The organism is Streptomyces sp. NPDC044003, assembly GCF_056435185.1.
The window spans coordinates 101461-120907 of sequence record NZ_JBWKFA010000015.1 but is presented as its reverse complement, the minus strand read 5'-3'; the positions used below and the strand labels follow the sequence as shown (position 1 = coordinate 120907).

Sequence of the window (19447 nt, the reverse complement as noted above, 5' to 3'; positions counted from 1 at the left end):
GCGGAACCGAAGCGGTTCAAGCGGAGGAATTTCTTGAACAGATCTTCATGAAGTCTTCTCAACTCATTGAAGCTTCGGGAAGATCAGCGATAACTTCACTCGTCATGCACCTGCCCGAGCGCAAACCCGCGCGCGGGCAGTACATACGGATGATGTGGAGAACCCATGGCTCATCTGGGATCGAGGCGCGGCCGAGCTCTCGCTCTGCCGGTTGGTCTCGCGCTCACGGCCTCGCTCGGCTTCCTTGCCCCCGGCGCCGCCTCCGCCGCGGAACTGAGCGACGCTCCGGCCACCGTTGCCACCAACGGCCCGAAGCTTTCCTACGTCGTCAACGTCGAGGGTGGCCGCTGGACCGCCGCCTCGGTGAAGAAGGCGATCGCCGCCGCGGGCGGCGAGGTGGTCGTCTCGTACGACCAGATAGGCGTGATAGTCGTCCACTCGCAGAACCCCGAGTTCGCGAAGACGATCCGTCAGGCGCGTGGTGTGGTGTCGGCCGGTTCGACCCGTACCGCCCCGCTCTCCGTCCAGTCCGACGACTCCGTCGACGAGGGCGCGCAGACGCTGTCCCCCGCCGAGGCGAAGGCGGCCGCGGCCGCCGCCACGGATGGTCAGGACCCGCTGGAGCCCCTGCAGTGGGACCTCCCGGCGATCAAGGCTGACAAGGCCCACGAGAAGACGCTCGGCAGCAAGAACGTCACCGTCGGCATCATCGACACCGGTGTCGACGACACCCACCCGGACCTGGCGCCGAACTTCGACGCCGCCGCGTCCGCCAACTGCGTGTCCGGCAAGCCGGACACCACCGCCGGCTCGTGGCGTCCGATGAAGGGCGAGAGCGACCACGGCACGCACGTCGCCGGCACCATCGGCGCCGCCAAGAACGGCATCGGCGTCACCGGTGTCGCCCCGGGCGTGAAGCTCGCCGGCATCAAGGTGTCCACCCCGGACGGCTTCTTCTACACCGAGGCCGTGGTCTGTGGCTTCGTGTGGGCGGCCGAGCACGGCGTCGACATCACGAACAACAGCTACTACACCGACCCGTGGATGTTCGCCTGCAAGAACGACGAGGACCAGAAGGCCCTCATCGAGGCGGTCACCCGGGCCACCCGCTACGCGGAGAAGAAGGGCACGGTCAACGTCGCCGCGGCCGGCAACTCCAAGTTCGACCTGGCGGCCGACTCGATCCTCGACAACAGCAGCCCGAACGACACCACGCCGGGTGACCGGGTCATCGACCCGAAGGAGTGCTTCGACTACCCGGCCATGCTGCCGGGCGTCGTGACGGTCTCCGCGACCGGCGCCAAGGGCCTGAAGGCGTCGTACTCCAACTACGGAGCCGGTGTCATCGACATCGCCGCCCCGGGTGGCGACCGCACCGAGTACCAGACCCCGGACGCCCCGGCGGTCAACGGCCGCATCCTGTCGACCACGGTCGAGGGCGGCTACAACTACAAGGCCGGCACGTCGATGGCCTCGCCGCACGCGGCGGGTGTCCTGGCGCTCATCAAGTCGACGCACCCCTACGCGAGCCCGGCGGCGCTGAAGGCGCTGCTGTACGCGCAGGCGGACGACCACGCGTGCACCAACCCGTACGACATCAACGCCGACGGTGTCGTCGACGCGGTGTGCGAGGAAGGCGCCGACAAGAAGAACGGCTTCTACGGGGCCGGCATCATCAACGCGCTGAACGCCGTGAAGTAAGCGGTCCGGTCGGCTTCGGGAGGGCCCTGGTGTGGTGTGCCACACCAGGGCCCTCTTGCGTGGCACTCAGTGCCACACTGCTGGTCATGGACAACACAGTGCGTACGAGTACGGAGTTGCTGTGGTCGGCCCTGGGCGGCGATCCCGCCCTCGTCGACCGGGTGGAGTACGGCGGGGTGTCCGGGCTGCTGCCCGCGCGGCTTCCGGTGATGGACCTGGCGCGCGGCGCGGTCGCGGCCTGCTCGCTCGCCGCGGTGGAGCACGCGGGGCTTCCGGGGCCGGTGCGGGTGGACGACGGGGCGGTCGCCACCGCCTTCGTGAGCGAGCGTCATCTGCGGGTCGACGGGCGGGCTCCGGTGAACTTCGCGCCGCTCTCCCGGTTCTGGCGGTCGGCCGACGGGTGGGTCCGTACGCACGCCAACTATCCGCATCACAAGGCGGCGTTGCTCGCGGCGCTGGGTGTGGCGGACTCCGGCTCCGGCTCCGTCGAGGCCGTCGCGGCGGCGATCGGGGAGCGGAAGGCCGTCGAGGTCGAGACGGCGGTGTACGCGGCCGGGGGCCTGGCCGTCGCCCTGCGAACGCCCGAGGAGTGGGCGGCGACCGAGCAGGGCCGGGAGGTGGCGGCGCGGCCGCTGCTGACCCCGGAGCGGCTGGACGAGGCGGCGCCCAGGGCCCGGGGCGGGCGGCCGCTGCGGGTCCTCGACCTGACCCGGGTGATCGCCGGGCCGGTGGCGACCCGGACGCTCGCGCTGCTCGGCGCGGACGTGCTGCGGATCGACCCGCCGGGCAACCCCGAACTGCCGGACCAGCACGCGGACACGGGCGTGGGCAAGCGGACGGCGGCGCTGGATCTGGACCGCCCGTCGGACCGGCGCACCTTCGGCGAACTCCTCGACGCGGCCGATGTGCTGGTCGCCGGCTACCGGCCGGGCGCGCTCGACCGCTTCGACCTGGAGCGGCCGGGTCTGGTGACCGCCCGGCTCTCCGCCTGGGGCGACTACGGGCCGTGGGGCGGGCGGCGCGGCTTCGACTCCCTGGTGCAGGTGGCGACGGGGATCGCGGTGGCGGAGGGCTCGGTGGCGGAGCCGGGCGCGCTGCCGGCGCAGGCGCTGGACCACGGCACGGGGTATCTGCTGGCGGCGGCGGTGCTGCGGTCGCTGACGGAGCAGCGTGCGGAGGGCGGGAGCCGGCTCGTACGGCTTGCGCTGGCCCAGACGGGGCACTGGCTCACGCAGGAGCTGCCGCGGTACGAGCCGGAGCGCTACCTCGCGGAGTCGGAGGGGCCGCTGGGCAGGCTGCGGCACGCCTTGTCGCCGGTCGCGTACGAGGGCGGCCCGACGGGCTGGTCACGCCCGCCGGGCGTCGCGGGCACGGACGCGCCGGAGTGGCTCGGGGCCTGACGGGAGGGCGGCGGGCCGGGGCCGGCCCGCCGCCTGGCTCACGGCTTGACCAGGACCTTGAGGGCCGTGCGGTCGTCCATCGCCTTGTAGCCCGCCGGGACGCCGTCCAGGCCGACCGTCAGGTCGAAGACCGGGGACGGGTCGATGGTGCCGTCCAGGACGTCCGGGAGGAGCTCCGGGATGTAGGCGCGGACGGGGGCGACGCCGCCGCGGAGGGCGATGTTGCGGTCGAACATGACCGAGAGGTCGAGGCCGGTGCCGCTGCCGTGCGGGACGCCGACGTAGCCGATGGAGCCGCCGTCACGGGCGATCGCGACGGCCGTGCGCATCGACTGCTCGGTGCCGACGGCCTCGATGACGCCGTGGGCGCCCTGGCCGCCGGTGAGCTCGCGGACGGCGGCCTCGGCGGCCTCGCCGCGCTCGGCGACCACGTCGGTGGCACCGAACGCGCGGGCGATGTCGGTACGGGCGGTGTGCCGGCCCAGGGCGATGATCCGCTCGGCGCCGAGCCGCTTGGCGGCCAGGACGCCGCAGAGGCCGACGGCCCCGTCGCCGACGACGGCGACCGTGGAGCCCTTCGTGACGCCCGCGCCGAGGGCCGCGTGGTGGCCGGTGCCCAGGACGTCGGAGAGGGCGAGCAGGGCGGTCAGGAGCCGGTCGTCGGATGCGGCCTCGGCGGGGAGCTTGACGAGGGTGCCGTCGGCGAAGGGGACGCGGACGGCCTCGCCCTGGCCGCCGTCGGAGCCGACCGAGCCCCAGAAGCCGCCGCGCGGGCAGGAGGTCTGGAGGCCCTCGGCGCAGTACTCGCAGGTGCCGTCGGACCAGACGAAGGGGGCGACGACGAGGTCGCCGGCGGCGAAGCCGCTGACCTCGGAGCCGGCCGCCTCGACGATGCCGAGGAACTCGTGGCCGATGCGCTGGCCGGGCTGCCGGGCCGACTCGCCGCGGTAGGCCCACAGGTCGCTGCCGCAGATGCAGGCGCGCAGGACCCGCAGGACGACGTCCGTGGGCTCCTGGATCACCGGGTCGGGCACGTCCTCCACGCGCATGTCGAACGGGGCGTGGATGGTGGTGGCGCGCATGGGGGGTGGTCCTTGCTGTCAGGCGTTTGTACGACGTTCACCGTACATCGCGCGGAGCGTTCCCGCCGTCAGCAGGTACTGCGCCGCGATGTAGGTCAGCATGACCCAGAAGTCGGGCGCCGGCAGCTGGGGCCACTCGGCGACGCCGGTGGCGATCAGGGTGTCGGACAGCAGGAAGAGCGCGCCGCCGAGGCCCGCCAGGAGCCCGAGGGCGCTGGAACGGTAGGCCATCGCGGTGAGCAGCAGCGAGTATCCCGCGACCGGGATCCGCAGCTCGGCGGGCAGGTCGGGCCAGAGGAGCGCGACGGTGCCGGCGAGCGCGGCCGCGTACAGGACGCCGAGCGCCGGGGACGTACGCCTCCGTCCGAAGAGGACCAGGTAGCAGACGTGTCCGGCGGCGAAGGAGCCCATGCCGACGAGGAAGGCCCAGTCGGCGTCGGAGAGCAGGAGGACGTCGCCGCCCCAGCCGAAGAGGAGCGCGGCGGTGAGGAGCCTGGGGGCGCCCCTCGTGACGGCGTACGCGGCAAGCAGGGGCATGAGGAGCGGTTTGGCGATCTGGTGGCCGAGCTCGGCGCCGGCGAGCAGGGAGACGAGGTCGACGGCGGTCGCGAGCCCGAAGGCGGCGAGCAGGACGCGGGAGGAGGTCTTCACGCCGCGGCCTCCGGGGCGGCGGCGGGCGCGGTCTTCGGGGCGGCGGCGGGCGCGGCCTTCGAGGCCGGGGATGCCGGCTGCCAGCCCGGACCGCGGAAGACCCGTCCGGCCCGCTCGCGCCAGCCGTGCGCGGCGCGCAGGTCGCGGGCGATGGCGGCGTACTCGTGGGTGGCGACGCGCAGCGGGTTGTAGGTCTCGATGTTCTTGGTGAGCCCGTAGACGGGCCGCTCGGTCTCGCCGACCCAGGAACCGAACATCCGGTCCCAGATGATCAGGATGCCGCCGAAGTTCCGGTCCAGGTAGCCGCCCTGGGAGGCGTGGTGGACGCGGTGGTGCGAGGGGGTGTTGAGGACGTACTCGAAGGGGCGGGGCAGCTTGTCGATGCGCTCGGTGTGGATCCAGAACTGGTAGACGAGGTTGACCGAGTAGCAGAAGGCGACGGCCGCCGGGTGGACGCCGAGGGCGATGATCGGCAGGTAGAACGGCCAGCCCGTCAGTCCGGTCCACGGCTGGCGCAGGGCGGTGCTGAGGTTGAACTTCCGGCTGCTGTGGTGGACGACGTGGCAGGCCCAGAGGATGCGGACGACGTGGTGCCCGCGGTGCTGCCAGTAGTAGAAGAAGTCCTGCGCGAGCAGCATGAGCGGGATCGTCCACCAGAGGACGGGGACGCGGAGCGGGGTCAGCTCGTAGACGGCGGTGTAGATCGCGACGACGGGAATCTTCCACAGCGCGTCGAAGCCGAGGCTCCCCAGGCCCATGCCGATGCTGGTGGCGGCGTCCTTGGCCTCGTACCCGGCGGCGTCCTCGTCGGGGTGGATCCGGTGGCTGACCATCTCCAGGACGGTGAGCAGGACGAACGCCGGTATGGACCAGAGCACGACATCGGGCAGGTTCGGCATGCCGTCGACGGTAGAGGCGGCGGGCGGACGCGACTAGACGTGATTACTTACAAGTAAGTGAGACAGCTTGTCAGCAAGCTTTGGCACCTTCCGACAAGCCCGCACGTCGTACGATCGCAGGGGGCGGTGAGCAAGGGGGAGGAACTCCGTTGCAGGGTCTGGAAGTTGCGCTGCTGCGCTTGGCGGGGACGGCGCTGGGGGCGGTCGTGCGGTCCGTCGTCGCCCCGGGGAAGGGAGCGGGACTCGTCCCCTCCCCCGTCCGCCCGCTGCCGCGGCCGGCGAAGCCCGACCGTCTGGCGAAGGTCCTGGGCGGACGCCTCTCGGAGCACTACGGCACCCTGCCCGAGCACGAGCGGCTCGCGGCGGTCGACGGGGTGCGGGACGCCTTCGCCGCGGCGGGCCCGCTCGACGCGGACCGGCTGTTCGCCGCCGGCCTCGACCCCGTGCGGCTGCGCGACGAACTGCGCTCCCCCGACCGCGGGCTGTCCGGACGGACCCTGGATCTCTACGACGACCTGCTCGGACTGTGCTGCGCCCACCTCGTGGAGCAGCTCACGGCCGAACCGTCCTTCCCCGCACGGGCCGCGGTGGAGCAGGTGCGCACAGCCGACCGGACCCGCGACGCGGTGGCGTCCCTGGCCGCCGACCGGCCGAGCCCTGAAGCGGAGGCCCTCGCCTTCGAGGAGCGGTACGCGCGGTACGTGGCCCAGACGCACGGCCGGCTCGAACTGTTCGGCCTCACCCTCGGGCGCTCGGCTCGCGAGTGGCCGCTGGACACCGCGTACATCACCCTCGCGGTGAGCGGCGACCGCGAGGCCGTCCACGGACTCGCGCCCACGGGACCGGCCACCGTGAGCACCGAGGTGGCGCTCACGACGACGGACCGGCTGCTCCTGCACGGCCCGGCCGGCTCCGGCAAGAGCACGCTCGTCCAGTGGCTCGCCCTCAACGCCGCCAGGCGTTCCTTCGAGGGCGACCTCTCCGACTGGAACCGCTGTGTGCCGTTCGTCCTGCGGCTGCGCGCCTTCACCTCGTCGGACGCGCTGCCGGTGCCCGAGGACTTCCTCAGGGCCACGGGGGTGCCCCTGGCTCCCCCGGCCGGCTGGGTGGAGGACCTGCTCACGCGCGGGCGTGCGCTCGTCCTCGTCGACGGCGTGGACGAGGTGCCGGTACGGCTCCGGCAGCGGACCGAGACCTGGCTGAAGGGCCTCGTCACGGCCTTCCCCCAGGCCAGGTACGTGGTCACGACCCGGCCCTCGGCCGTCCCCGACGCCTGGCTCTCCCGGCAGGGCTTCGCCCCGCACACGCTGCTGCCGATGGACCGGAACGGGATCCGCGCCTTCCTCGCCCACTGGCACGACGCGGCGCGGCTGGAGGCCCCCGGGGACGAGACCCTCACCACCTACGAGCACGCCCTTCGGCAGGCCGTCGCCACGCGGCGGGACCTCGGCCGGCTCGCCACCAACCCGCTGATGTGCGCGCTGCTGTGCGCGCTGAACCGCGACCGGCGGATGCAGCTGCCGCGTGCCCGGAAGGAGCTCTACGACGCCGCGCTCGACATGCTGCTCGTACGGCGCGACACCGAGCGGGAGATCTGCGGGGTGGAAGGGGTCGACCTGACCCGGGAGGAGCAGACGGCCCTGCTCCAACGGCTGGCGTACTGGCTGATCCGCAACGGTCAGGTCGAGGCCGACCGCGACGAGGCGGAGGAGATGGTCGCGGAGTGGCTGGCCGCGATGCCGCAGGTCCGGGGGACGAGGGAACAGGTCTTCGCCCATCTGCTGATCCGCAGCGGTCTGCTGCGCGAACCGGCTCCCGGCTCGGTGGGATTCGTGCACCGCACCTTCCAGGACTACCTGGGCGCCAAGGCGGCGGTGGAGGCGCGCGACTTCGGGGTCCTCGTCAAGAACGCCCACGACGACACCTGGGACGACGTGGTGCAGATGGCCGTCGGCCACGCGCGCCTGGAGGAGCGGGCCCGCCTCCTGAAGAAGCTGCTGCGCCGCGCGGAGCGGGCACCCCGGCTGCGCGGCCGGCTGGTGCTGCTGGCGGCGGCATGTCTGGAGCACGCGCCGGAGCTGGAGCCGGGGGTACGGGCGGAGGTGGAACGCCAGGCGCGCGAGCTGATCCCTCCGCGCTCCCTGAAGGACGTGGACGACCTCGCGAAGGCGGGCGAGCTCGTCCTCGAGCTGCTGCCGGGCCCGGAGGACCTGGACGCCGACGGCGCGGCCGCGGTGGTGCGCACGGCGGCGCTGGTGACGGGGGACGCGGCCTTCGAGGTGGTGGCACGCTTCCGCGAGGACGAGCGGTTCAACGTCGCGGTCCAGCTGGGCGATGCGTGGGGCGCGTTCGACACCGAGCGGTACGCCCGCGAGGTGCTGTCGGCGAGCACCTGGGAAGAGGTCTCCCTCAATGTGCAGTCCCGGGAGCAGTTGGCGGCCCTCCGCCTCCTGCCGAGGACCCGGGGGGTCCGTCTCGGCAGCCTCGACGTCGACCTGACGGCCCTGCACGTCCTGGACGGCCTGCAAAGGGTCTTCGTCTACGAGAACCCTTCGCTCGCCGACCTGTCACCGCTGCGGCACTTCCCGGAGCTGAAGAGCGTCGGCCTCAGCCGCTGCCCTCTGCTGAAGGACCTCTCGCCGCTCGCGCGTCCCGGCCTGGAGACACTCACCGTCTACGAGCTGCACCCCGAGCTGTCCGTCGAGCCGCTGCGTGACATGCCGGACCTCTCCTCTTTCAGTCTCGCGGTTCCTCTGTTGATGGAGCGGCTGGACGAACTCCCCATCGGCCCGACTCTCGGGTATCTCTCGCTGGGCGCGCAGGCCCGCTACGTCGACCTCGGCGGCATCGAGAAGTGGCCCCTGCTGGCCAACCTCTCCCTGCAGGGCCGTACGCAGACCGACCAGCTGCTCGCCCTGCGCACTCCTCCGAAGCTCACGACCCTGCAGCTCTCGGAGATCACCGTCCCCGACCTCACCGCGCTCGGCGGTCTGGAGGACCTGCGCGCGCTGTACCTCTTCCGCTGCGAGATCCCCGACCTCACGCCCCTGCGCGACCTCCCTTCGCTCGACCGCCTCCGCCTGTGGCAGTCCACGGGGCCGGGCGGCGGACCGATCGACATCACCCCGCTCGCTTCCCGGCACGGGCTCCGCATCTCGGTGAACGCCGACATCCCGCTCCTCGGCGAAGAGCACTTCGAGCCGGGCCGGATCGAACGCACCCCCTAGACCCCCGCCGCCCCCAGGAGCGAGCCGGCCGCATACGTGACGCCCATCGCCAGTGCCCCGCCCGCCACGTTGCGGAGGATCGCCGGGCCCGTGGGGGCGGCGCCCAGGCGGGCGCTCCACCAGCCGGTGAGGGCGAGCGCGGCGAGGACGGAGAGGACCGTGACCCAGAGGCGGGCGGAGGCCGGCGGGAGGACGATCGCGAGGAGCGGGAGCAGGGCGCCGACGGTGAAGGCGAGGAAGCTGGCGCCGGCCGCGTGCCAGGGGTTGGTGAGGGCGTCGGGGTCGATGCCGAGCTCCACGCGCGCGTGGGCGCGCAGCGCGTCGCGTGCGGTGAGCTGTTCGGCGGCCTCGCGGGCCACCTCCGGGGAGAGGCCGCGGGCGGCCAGCAGGCCGGTCAGTTCGGCGAGTTCGGCCTCGGGCCGCTCGCGCAGTTCGCGTTTCTCCTGGGCCAGCGCGGCCTTCTCGGAGTCGCGCTGGCTGGAGACCGAGACGTACTCCCCCGCCGCCATCGACATCGAGCCGGCGAGCAGCCCCGAGAGGCCGGCCGTGAGCAGGGCGGCCTGGGACTCGGTGGCGCCTGCGACGCCGACGACGAGGCCGGCGGTGGAGACGACGCCGTCGTTGGCTCCGAGCACGGCCGCCCGGAGCCAGTTGAGACGGGCGCCGAGGCCACCGCCGTGGGCCTCGTCGTGTGCGGGGGCTTCAGTCACCCCAGGAGGGTCGCACCCGGCGCCTCACCACACGCGGACCGACCCGCCCGGGGCGAAGGCCGGGCTGGTCGCCCCGTCGGGAACCTTCTCCAGGGGCCGGGCGATCTCCTCGACGGCCGGGCCGTGGACGGCGGCGAGGCGGTCGAGGAGGGCGAGGTCGAAGCCGTAGACGCGGGCGGCGTTCCCGCCGACCATGGCGGCGACCTCCTCCCTCGGGAGTCCCGCGTAGGCGATGCGGAGGCCTTCGCGGGAGTACGGGGTGGTGCCCTCGTCGTGCGGGTAGTCGCTGCCCCACATGATCTTGTCGAGGCCGATCCGGTCGCGCAGCGGCACCTCGTGGGGACGCATGAAGCTCGCGCCGACGAAGCAGTTGTCCCGCCAGACCTCGCCCGGGCCCTTGCCCATGGACTCCGCGAGGCCGGCGCCGAACTTGGACTCGGCGGTGGCGGCCCGCGTCGCGGCCGACACCAGGCGCCGGTGGTAGTAGTCCAGCATGTCGAGCACGCCGGGGATCCAGCCCGAGCCCTGCTCGGTCAGGACCAGTTTGAGCCCCAGGTGGCGCCGGAACGCGCCGCCGAAGATCAGGTGCCACAGGGCCCGGTGGGAGAACCAGGTGGTCTCCACCATGAACACCGCCCGGGCGGCCGGTTCGTCGCCGAGCGGCGGCGACGCGGAGCCGCCGTGGTGGTTGACCGGCACGTCGAGCTCGGCGCAGACGGCCCAGATCGGGTCGTACGTCTCCGAGTACAGCTCCGGGACGGGCGAGCCCGGCGGGACCCCGGGGAGCAGGATGCCGCCGGTCAGTCCGGCCTCGCGGGCGCGGCGGATCTCCGCGACCGCCGCGTCCACGTCGTTGAGGAGGATCTGTGCCACGCCCGCCCTGCGCCCCGGGGCGTCCGCGCAGAAGTCGGCCAGCCAGCGGTTGTGCGCCTGGAGGCCGGCCCAGCGCTGCTCGTACTCGGCGCGGGTGGGCGGCTGGGCCATCAGGGAGGCCTTGGGGAAGAACGGCGGGATGGTGTTGGGGAAGACGACCTCGGCGACGATGCCGTCCGCCTCCAGCTCGCGCAGCCGGCGCTGCGAGTTCCAGTTGCGGTCGGCGGTGTCGGCGAGGAGGTCCTCGTACGGGTTGACGTAGGTCGCCGCCCAGGCGTCGAAGTCGTCGTGGTGCTTCTTCTCCAGGTACGGCTTGTAGTCGAGGAGGTCGGCGCCCGCGTGGCAGTCGGCGGAGACGACGGTGTAGCGATCGGTCACGGATTCACCCCCAGGACCGGGAACTCGTGGTCCGTGAGCCAGTGCCGGCCCACCTCGCGCGAGCGGGCCCAGGAGGCCTCGACGGCGGCCTGGTCGGCGGGCTGGCCGAGGTCGGCGGGGGTGGGGCCGATCCGACGGGCTATCGGATCCAATATGTGGATATCGAATCCAAAGACCTCGGCGGCGGCGAGCCCCAGCATCCTCCGGGTCTCCTCGACCGGGATGTCGTGGAACGTCTTCCGCAGCCACGCGCGCGTGTCGGGCCAGGTCCCCTCCGGGTGCGGGAAGTCCGAGCCCCACAGGATGTTGTCGACGCCGATCTCGTACCGCTGGGCGAGCTCGCGCCGCTTGGTGTTGGTGGCGCAGATGAAGACCTGCCGGTCCAGGTACTCGCTCGGCGGCCGCTTCAGCTCGGCGAACGGGGACAGCTTCTTTCCGCCGTGCGCGCCCAGGTAGAGCCGGTCCATGAACCAGAGCAGGTTCGGCAGCCACCAGCAGCCGGACTCGGCGACCCCGAACCGCAGGCCCGGGTGGCGCTCGAAGACGCCCGACCAGAGCAGGAACCACAGTGGCCTGGCCGGCCACCAGGTGACCTCGGAGACGTAGATCCCGAGGTGGTCGCCGTACTCCTCGCGCGGCGCCGCCCCGGAGTGGGTGACGACCGGCATGCCGGTCTCGGCGGCCGCCGCCCACACCGGGTCGTAACGCCGGTCGTGGTAGGGGGCCTTGTCCACCCACATGGAGGGGATCATCAGCGCGCCGAGCCCGGACTCCTTGGCCCGGTGGATCTCGGCGACGACCTCGCGGACGTCGGCGGTGACGGGGAGGAGGGCGACCCCGCGGTGCCGGTCCGGGTTCGCGGAGACGAACTCGGCGAGCCAGCGGTTGTGGGCCTTCGCGCCCGCCATGCCGAGCTCCGGGTCCTGGTCGCCGGAGAGCCCGAGGCCGACGCCGAAGGGCGCGGCGGTCTGGCTGTCGACGGCGTCCGCGTCCGGGAAGACGACCTCGGCGGCCACCCCGTCGCCGTCGAGCTCCTTGATCCGCTGCGCGGGGTCCCAGCCGCCGCGCAGCCCTTCCTCGTTGTCGCGGAACCACTTGTCCGCGAAGGCCTCGTTGCGCACCCCGAGCCGGGTCATGGCCTCCCGGCGGGCCTCGCGCCCGGCGAGGAAGTCGTCGAAGTCCCGGTGGAAGCGGGGGTCGAGATAGGGCCGGTACTCCTCGGTGGGCAGCCCGGCATGACAGTCGGAGGAGATGATCAGATACGGGTCTTCGTACGTCACCACAAGTCCCCTCAGTCGAGGATGAAACTCTCCAGGTACGACGGGTTGGCGCGGTCGAGCATGGACCGGGAGCGCGCCTTGATCTGGCGGTCGCTGTGCTCGCTCTCCGGCAGCATCCAGAAGCGGTCGGCGCGGATGCCGTCGACGACGTGCTCGGCGACGTCCTCCACCGGCGTGAAGGTCACCTCGTGACCGGCTTCCTTCATCGCGGCCTCGTACTGGTCGAGGCTGCGGTACGGGGTCCTGCGCGGACGCTGCTTGGCGTACCGCTCGGGCCGGTTGCGGTGCGACTCCCACAGTCCGGTGCGGAGCATGTGCGGGCCCGGGAAGAGGACGGAGGCGCCCACGCGCGCGTGCTCGGCCTTCAGGTGCGCGTACAGGGACTCGGTCATGGTGACGACGGCCGCCTTGGTGACCGCGTACACGGAGGCGGTGGGCAGCGGGGCGATGCCGCCGTCGCCGGAGGAGGTGTTCACGACGTGGCCGGGTTCGCCGCCCGCGAGCATGCGCGGGACGAAGGCCTGGATGCCGTGGAAGACGCCCCAGACGTTGACGGAGAAGGCCCACTTCCAGTCGTTGGGCTCGTGCTCCCACATGCGGCCCTCGGCGCCGGAGCCGACGCCCGCGTTGTTGCAGAGGACGTGGACGGCGCCGAAGGTGTCGTACGCGGCGTCCGCGAACGCCCGTACCTCGTCGGGGTCGGAGACGTCGACCGTCCGGGCGAGGACCTGCGCCCCGCTCGCCATCAGCTCGTCGGCGGCCTCCTCCAGGGCGGCCCGCTCGACGTCCCCGAGGACGACGGCGAGGCCCTCGGCGGCGAAGCGGCGGGCCATCGCGAGGCCGATGCCGCTCGCCGCGCCGGTGACGACGGCGACCTGTCCCTCACGCAGCTCCATCAGGCACTTCCTTCCGGGGGTCCGTCGAGGATCTGGAGCGGGTCGTCGTACCGCTGGTGGACGAAGGGCAGCAGGTCCCGGGCGGAGACGCGCTCGGCGACGGTGCCCTTCTGGTCGGTGGTCTTCTCGCCGATCGTGATCTCGACGAGCCGGCGCACGGGCAGGTCGGCCACCGGGTCGTACATGGACTCGCGCAGGACCACGTCTCCGGTGATCCGCTCCAGCTTCCGCACCTTCTCGTTGCGGACGCAGTGGACGAGGACGGGGTCGGCGTCGAAGCCGGTGCCCTCCACGCCCGGCAGAAACTTGAAGTAGAAGTCGGTCTTCTCCACGGGCTCCGGCAGCGGCAGCGGCCCGGAGACCGCGCCGCGCACCTCCACGAAGGCGATGCCGTGCCGGGCGAGTGCGGCGCGCACGACGAGCCCCTCGCGCTCGACCGTGACCTCGCCCAGCTTCTTCGGCTCGCCGAAGACCTCGCGCCCGCCGATCAGGGCCCGCTCGTGGGTCATCGGCATCACCAGCGGGTACCAGCCCTCCCGGTCGCCGTGGGCGGCGGCCACGGCCACCGAGCCCGCGCCGAGCGGATAGCCGGGCAGGTCGACCTTGCTGATGTTGGCGCGCACGAGGGGGCGCGCGGTGGGTTTCAGCGGGGGCGGCAGGACCGCCGCCACGACGTCCGGGTCGGTCTCCCAGACGGCGACCACACCGGTGGACCAGATGTCGGGGAGCTTGGCGGACCGCTCGCGGGCCGCCGCCGCCTCCGCGTCGCTGCGTGCCCCGTACCGTACTCGTGCCATGACGTACCACCCTTCGGGATCGTCGGCCTGTAACACAGTTACACCGCTGCCGCCGAAGGGTAAAGAGGTCTGCACGCAGAGGAGTTGGGGGAACCGATGGCACGCTCCGCGCTGACCCGCGACGAGGTCCTGGACACCGCGGCCGCCCTGGTGAAGGAGCACGGCCCGGACGCGCTCACGATGCGCCGGCTCGCCGCCGAGCTCGGCACCGCGGTCACCTCGATCTACTGGCACGTCGGCAACCGGGAGTCGCTCCTCGACGCGCTCGTCGCCCGCACGGTGGCCGACCTCGGCACGATCCGGCCCCGGGGCGCGACCCCGGCCGAGCGGATCGTCTCGGTGGCCCGCGCGCTGCGCCGCGCGCTGCGCGAGCGGCCGCACCTGGTGGCGATGGTCCACGAGCGGGGGCTGACGGAGCGCATGTTCCTGCCGGCCCAGCGCGCCCTGGTCCACGAGGCGCACGCGGCGGGGCTGCGCGGGGCGCGGGCGGCCCGGGCCGTCCGGGCCGTGCAGTTCCAGGTCGTCGGCTACGTCCTGGTGGAGCGCAACCGGGAGCGGGCCCCCGCCCAGTCCCCCGCCGAGGAGGAGCTGTGGCGCGGAGAGGACGCCGAGGCGGACGGACCCCTCGCGCGCGCCCTGGCCGCACCGATCGACACCGAGCGGCTCTTCGCCGACTCCGTACGGGCGCTGGTGGACGGCCTCCTCGCGGGAGCCTCCAGTGACATAACGGACATTCAGGGCACCGGGGACGGGGCTGTCGGTCGCGGGCCGTATTCTCAGTGACCGTGCTTGACGACCGTACGACAGCAGCGATGTGGCCGGCCGCCTACCCACAGGGGTACGCGGTCGTCGACGTGGAGACCACCGGACTCGCCCGCGACGACCGGATAGTGTCGGCTGCCGTCTACCGGCTGGACGCCCAGGGGAACGTCGAGGACCACTGGTACACGCTCGTCAATCCCGAGCGCGACCCCGGTCCGGTCTGGATCCACGGGCTGACCAGCGACGTCCTGGAGGGCGCGCCGCTCTTCCCGGAGATCGCGGCGGAGTTCGCGGCCCGGCTCGACGGCCGGGTGCTCGTCGCGCACAACGCCATGTTCGACTGGCAGATGATCGCCCGGGAGTACGCGCGCGCGGAGTCCGCCGCGCCGGTGCGCCAGCGACTGTGCACGATCGCGCTCGCCAAGGAGCTGTCGCTGCCGCTGCCCAACCACAAGCTGGAGTCGCTCGCGGCGCACTTCGGTGTCGTGCAGCAGCGCGCACACAACGCGCTCGACGACGCGCGGGTGCTCGCCGAGGCGTTCCGGCCGAGCCTGCACGCGGCGGCCGAGCGGAACGTACGGCTGCCGCTCCTGGAGTGCCGGCCGCTGACCGAGTGGGCCTCGGGGCCCGCGCAGCCGCGGATCGGCCAGCAGTCCTCCTACCGGGCGGGCAGCTGGCGTCCCTCGCGGAAGCGCCCGCCGTGCCCGTACCCCAACCCCGGCCGGTACGAGTCGGACAGACCGCTCAAGCAGGGCATGCGGGTGGCCTTCTCCGGCGACACCTCCGTCGACCGCGAGCTCCTGGAGGACCGCACCGTCGAGGCCGGCCTCCACGTCGCCACCAGCGTCTCCCGGCTCACCAGCCTGCTCGTCACCAACGACCCGGACTCCGCCACCTCCAAGACGGTGAAGGCGAAGTCCTTCGGCACCCCGGTCGTCGACGAGGCCGCCTACACCCAGCTGCTGCGGGACGTGACCCCGGCAGACGGGTGACACCCCCGGTCCTGCGGGCGCGCCGAGCTGCGCGCGCCCGCCGGGCGCTCCACCCTGTGGCGCATGGCACGTTGTGAGGTCTGCGGAAACGATTACGGCATGTCCTTCGAGGTTCATGCACAGGGCGCGATTCACGTCTTCGACTGCTTCGCCTGCGCCATCCACCGCATGGCGCCCATCTGCGAGCACTGCCGGGTCCAGATCATCGGACAGGGCGTCGAGGTCGAGGGCAGCTGGTACTGCGGCGGCCACTGCGCCCGCGCGGAGGGAAAGGTGGGCATCGTCGACCGGGTGTGACCCGGGACCACTCCAGGCCCCCGCGACACCCGCCGGGGGACGTTCCAGGCCCCCTGCGGCACCCGCCGCAAGGGGGCCTTTCGCCGCAATGTACCGTCGACGGCGTGTACCGCTTCCTGTTGTCCCGGCAGTGGGTGATCCTCACCCTCGTCGCCCTCGTCCTCGTCCCCACGATGATCGAGCTGGGCTTCTGGCAGTTCCACCGGCACGAACACCGGGTCGCCCAGAACGCCCTGATCGCGGACAACCTCAAGGCGAAGCCGCTCCCGGTCGAGGAGCTCACCTCCCCCGGCCACACCGTCCCGCGCGCCGACTACTGGCGGACGGTGACCGCCACCGGCACCTTCGACACCGCCCACGAGGTGGTCGTCCGCCGCCGTACCTCCTCCGACGACCAGGTGGGCGTGCACGTCCTGACCCCGCTGGTCCTGCGCGACGGCCGGGTCGTCCTGGTGAACCGCGGCTGGATCCCGGCCGCCGCCGACCAGCACTCCTTCCCGCCGGTGCCGCCCGCCCCCAAGGGCGAGGTCACCGTCACCGGCCGGCTCAAGGCGGACGAGACGACGGGCGCCAGCGGGATCAAGGACCTGAAGGGCCTGCCGGACCGGCAGGTCATGCTCATCAGCAGCCGCCAGCAGGCCGAGCTCATCGGCCGCGAGGTGCTCGGCGGCTATCTGGAGCTGAGCGCGCCCGACCCGGCCGGCGGCACCCCCGAGATGATCGCCGAGCCGGACCACGACTCGATCGGCCCCCACATGGCGTACGCCGTGCAGTGGTGGCTCTTCGCCGCCGGGGTGCCCGTCGGCTGGGTGATCCTGGTCCGCCGGGAGAAGCGCGACCGCGCGGCCGGCACCGCCTCCGACGTCCAGGGATCCCCGGAGCCCGCCCCGGTCGAGGCGTAGGCCACTCCCTCCCTCTGATTGGCCGCCGCCGCTTCCGGGAACAGCCCAAAGCGTGACGCAACGTATCGACGACTACGCCCTCATCGGGGATCTCCAGACCGCCGCGCTCATCGGCCGCGACGGGTCGGTCGACTGGCTGTGTCTGCCCCGCTTCGACTCCGCCGCCTGCTTCGCCGCCCTCCTCGGCGACGAGAACAACGGCCACTGGACCATCGCGCCCAAGGGCGCCACGACCTGCACCGACCGCCGCTACGCCGAGGACTCGCTCGTCCTGGAGACGTACTGGGAGACCCGTACGGGCACCGTCAAGGTCGTCGACTTCATGCCGCAGCGGGACAGGGCCCCCGACCTGATGCGGATCGTGGAGGGGGTCAGCGGCACCGTCGAGATGACCTCCGTGCTGCGGCTCCGCTTCGACTACGGCTCGATCGTGCCCTGGGTCCGCAGGGCCGACGGCCACCGGGTCGCGATCGCCGGGCCGGACTCGGTCTGGCTGCGCAGCGTGCCGCCCGTGAAGACCTGGGGCCAGCAGTTCTCCACGCAGTCCTCCTTCACCGTCGGCGCCGGCGAGAAGGTGGCCTTCGTGCTGACCTGGCACCCCTCGCACGAGCCGCGCCCCGACCTCGTCGACCCCTTCGACGCCCTGGAGCAGTGCCTCGACGACTGGCGCGAGTGGACCGCCCGCTGCACCTACCGCGGCCCCTACCGGGAGACGGTGCTGCGCTCCCTGATCACCCTCAAGGCGCTCACGTACGGCCCCACCGGCGGCATCATGGCCGCCCCCACCACCTCCCTGCCGGAGGAGCTCGGCGGTGTGCGGAACTGGGACTACCGCGCCTGCTGGCTGCGCGACTCCTCCCTCACCCTGGGCGCGCTGCTCTCCGCCGGGTACGAGGAGGAGGCGTGCGCCTGGCGGGACTGGCTGCTGCGCTCGGTCGCCGGCGACCCCGCCGACCTGCAGATCATGTACGGCCCCGCCGGGGAGCGCCGGCTGCCGGAGACCAGCCTGCCGTGGCTGCGCGGCTACGCCGACTCGGCGCCGGTACGGACCGGGAACGCGGCGGTGGACCAGTTCCAGCTCGATGTGTACGGCGAGGTCATGGACTCCCTCCACCGCGCGCGTGAGGCCGGGATCCCGGCCGAGCGGCACGCGTGGAACCTGCAGCTGAGCCTGCTCGGCTTCCTGGAGTCCACCTGGCGGGAGCCCGACGAGGGCCTGTGGGAGGTCCGCGGGCCGCGCCGCCACTTCACCCACTCGAAAGTGATGGCCTGGGTCGCCGCCGACCGCGCGGTCCGCACCCTGGAGGCCGACCCCTCGCTGCCGGGGGACGCGGGCCGCTGGCGGACCATGCGGGACGAGATCCACGCCCAGGTGTGCGCGCGGGCGTACGACCCGGTGCGGAACACCTTCACCCAGGCGTACGGCTCGTCCGGGCTGGACGCCGCCACCCTCCTCATCCCGCGGGTCGGCTTCCTGCCACCGGACGACCCCCGGGTGGTGGGCACCGTGGACGCCGTACGGGACGAGCTGATGCACGGTGGCTTCCTGCGCCGGTACAGCCCCGACTCCACGTCCCTGGACGGACTCCCGGGCCAGGAGGGCACCTTCCTGGTCTGCTCGTTCTGGCTGGCGGACGCGCTGCTGCTGACCGGCCGCGCCGAGGAGGCCCGCGAGCTCTTCGAGCGGCTCGTCGCGCTCACCAACGACGTGGGGCTCCTCGCGGAGGAGTACGACCCGGTGGCGGGACGTCAGCTGGGCAACTTCCCGCAGGCGTTCAGCCACATCGGTCTCGTCGGGACCGCCTTGGCGCTCGCCGCCGGGGAGACGGCAGGATAGGGCCCATGGATCTGGGACTGAAGGACCGTGTGTACGTGGTGACCGGCGCGACGCGGGGGCTCGGCCGGGCCTCCGCCGAGGCGCTGCTCGCCGAGGGCGCGAAGGTGCTGATCACCGGGCGCGAGGAGAAGACGGTCGCCGACGCGGTGGCCGAGCTGGGCGAGGGCGCGGCCGGGATCGCCGCCGACAACACCGACCCGGGGACCCCGAACCGGCTGATCGCCGAGGCGCGGGCCCGGTTCGGCGGCTTCGACGGCATCCTGATCAGCGTCGGCGGCCCGGCGCCCGGCTTCGCGGCGGACAACACCGACGAGGAGTGGGCGGCCGCCTTCGACACGGTCTTCCTGGGGGCGGTACGGCTGGCCCGCGCAGCCTCCGAGACGCTCACCGAGGGCGGGGTCATCGGCTTCGTCCTGTCCGGCTCCGTCCACGAGCCGATCCCCGGCCTGACCATCTCCAACGGGCTGCGCCCGGGACTCGCCGGCTTCGCCAAGTCGCTCTCCAACGACCTGGGCCCGCGCGGGATCCGCGTCATCGGCCTGCTGCCGAGCCGGATCGACACCGACCGGGTCCGCTCCCTGGACGCGCTCTCCGGCGACGCGGACGCGTCCCGCGCGGCGAACGAGCTCACGATCCCGCTGCGCCGCTACGGCACCCCGGAGGAGTTCGGGCGCACGGCGGCCTTCCTGCTCTCGCCGGCCGCCTCGTACCTGACGGGCCTGATGCTGCCGGTGGACGGCGGGGCGCGCGGCGGATTCTGATG

General features: G+C 72.8%; 17 protein-coding genes. 9 read left to right on the top strand and 8 right to left on the bottom strand.

The genetic code is table 11. The features are described 5' to 3' along the window. Window positions 1–165 precede the first annotated feature (165 nt). Together AC07AW_RS37505 and AC07AW_RS37500 are read left to right on the top strand one after the other, a co-directional pair. On the top strand, window positions 166–1701 hold the full coding sequence (locus AC07AW_RS37505; protein WP_478819928.1) for a S8 family peptidase: 1536 nt from the start codon (window positions 166–168) through the stop codon (window positions 1699–1701). An 86-nt stretch (window positions 1702–1787) separates the two neighbouring features. Continuing rightward, window positions 1788–3101, top strand: coding sequence for a CoA transferase (locus AC07AW_RS37500; protein WP_478819927.1), 1314 nt, complete (start codon window positions 1788–1790; stop codon window positions 3099–3101). A 38-nt stretch (window positions 3102–3139) separates the two neighbouring features. On the opposite strand, the gene AC07AW_RS37495 is transcribed toward AC07AW_RS37500, so the two are convergent. The 3 genes from AC07AW_RS37495 to AC07AW_RS37485 are packed head-to-tail and all read right to left on the bottom strand — an operon-like array spanning window position 3140 to window position 5733. Continuing rightward, window positions 3140–4183, bottom strand: coding sequence for a zinc-dependent alcohol dehydrogenase family protein (locus tag AC07AW_RS37495; RefSeq protein ID WP_478819926.1), 1044 nt, complete (start codon window positions 4181–4183; stop codon window positions 3140–3142). An 18-nt stretch (window positions 4184–4201) separates the two neighbouring features. Beyond that, a complete protein-coding gene (locus AC07AW_RS37490) occupies window positions 4202–4834 on the bottom strand; it encodes a lysoplasmalogenase (protein WP_478819925.1) in 633 nt (210 codons plus the stop codon). After that, entirely contained in the window at window positions 4831–5733 is a 903-nt protein-coding gene (locus AC07AW_RS37485; protein WP_478819924.1) for a sterol desaturase family protein, read from the bottom strand. The genes AC07AW_RS37490 and AC07AW_RS37485 overlap by 4 nt, the downstream gene beginning before the upstream one ends. A gap of 149 nt (window positions 5734–5882) precedes the next feature. Here AC07AW_RS37485 and AC07AW_RS37480 point away from each other — a divergent pair, with 149 nt between their 5' ends. Then, window positions 5883–8960, top strand: coding sequence for an NACHT domain-containing protein (locus tag AC07AW_RS37480; RefSeq protein WP_478819923.1), 3078 nt, complete (start codon window positions 5883–5885; stop codon window positions 8958–8960). On the opposite strand, the gene AC07AW_RS37475 is transcribed toward AC07AW_RS37480, so the two are convergent. From AC07AW_RS37475 to AC07AW_RS37455, 5 genes are read right to left on the bottom strand one after another with little or no spacing between them, the layout of a single operon-like run. Beyond that, complete coding sequence (locus tag AC07AW_RS37475) at window positions 8957–9670, bottom strand: VIT1/CCC1 transporter family protein (protein ID WP_478819922.1); 714 nt, start codon at window positions 9668–9670, stop codon at window positions 8957–8959. The genes AC07AW_RS37480 and AC07AW_RS37475 overlap by 4 nt on opposite strands. 24 nt (window positions 9671–9694) lie before the next feature. Then, on the bottom strand, window positions 9695–10921 hold the full coding sequence (locus tag AC07AW_RS37470) for an amidohydrolase family protein (RefSeq protein ID WP_478819921.1): 1227 nt from the start codon (window positions 10919–10921) through the stop codon (window positions 9695–9697). After that, window positions 10918–12201, bottom strand: coding sequence for an amidohydrolase family protein (locus AC07AW_RS37465; RefSeq protein WP_478819920.1), 1284 nt, complete (start codon window positions 12199–12201; stop codon window positions 10918–10920). Before AC07AW_RS37465 ends, AC07AW_RS37470 begins: the two co-directional genes overlap by 4 nt. Window positions 12202–12212: 11 nt before the next feature. Continuing rightward, window positions 12213–13097 (bottom strand): SDR family NAD(P)-dependent oxidoreductase, encoded by an 885-nt coding sequence (locus AC07AW_RS37460; RefSeq protein WP_351186662.1) that lies wholly within the window; start codon window positions 13095–13097, stop codon window positions 12213–12215. Further along, window positions 13097–13894, bottom strand: coding sequence for an acetoacetate decarboxylase family protein (locus AC07AW_RS37455; RefSeq protein WP_392153350.1), 798 nt, complete (start codon window positions 13892–13894; stop codon window positions 13097–13099). The genes AC07AW_RS37460 and AC07AW_RS37455 overlap by 1 nt, the downstream gene beginning before the upstream one ends. Window positions 13895–13990: 96 nt before the next feature. On the opposite strand from AC07AW_RS37455, the gene AC07AW_RS37450 reads away from it, so the two are divergent. The 6 genes from AC07AW_RS37450 (at window position 13991) to AC07AW_RS37425 (ending at window position 19445) form a co-directional block, all read left to right on the top strand. Next, on the top strand, window positions 13991–14677 hold the full coding sequence (locus tag AC07AW_RS37450) for a TetR/AcrR family transcriptional regulator (RefSeq protein WP_478819919.1): 687 nt from the start codon (window positions 13991–13993) through the stop codon (window positions 14675–14677). Then, window positions 14674–15648 (top strand): DEDDh family exonuclease, encoded by a 975-nt coding sequence (locus AC07AW_RS37445; RefSeq protein ID WP_478819918.1) that lies wholly within the window; start codon window positions 14674–14676, stop codon window positions 15646–15648. Before AC07AW_RS37450 ends, AC07AW_RS37445 begins: the two co-directional genes overlap by 4 nt. A gap of 63 nt (window positions 15649–15711) precedes the next feature. Continuing rightward, on the top strand, window positions 15712–15945 hold the full coding sequence (locus tag AC07AW_RS37440; RefSeq protein ID WP_041128576.1) for a hypothetical protein: 234 nt from the start codon (window positions 15712–15714) through the stop codon (window positions 15943–15945). A gap of 104 nt (window positions 15946–16049) precedes the next feature. After that, window positions 16050–16847, top strand: coding sequence for an SURF1 family cytochrome oxidase biogenesis protein (locus AC07AW_RS37435; RefSeq protein WP_478819917.1), 798 nt, complete (start codon window positions 16050–16052; stop codon window positions 16845–16847). A 52-nt stretch (window positions 16848–16899) separates the two neighbouring features. Continuing rightward, complete coding sequence (locus AC07AW_RS37430) at window positions 16900–18684, top strand: glycoside hydrolase family 15 protein (protein ID WP_478819916.1); 1785 nt, start codon at window positions 16900–16902, stop codon at window positions 18682–18684. 5 nt (window positions 18685–18689) lie between these two features. Beyond that, window positions 18690–19445, top strand: a complete 756-nt coding sequence (locus tag AC07AW_RS37425) for an SDR family oxidoreductase (RefSeq protein ID WP_478819915.1) — start codon at window positions 18690–18692, stop codon at window positions 19443–19445. Window positions 19446–19447: the final 2 nt, after the last annotated feature.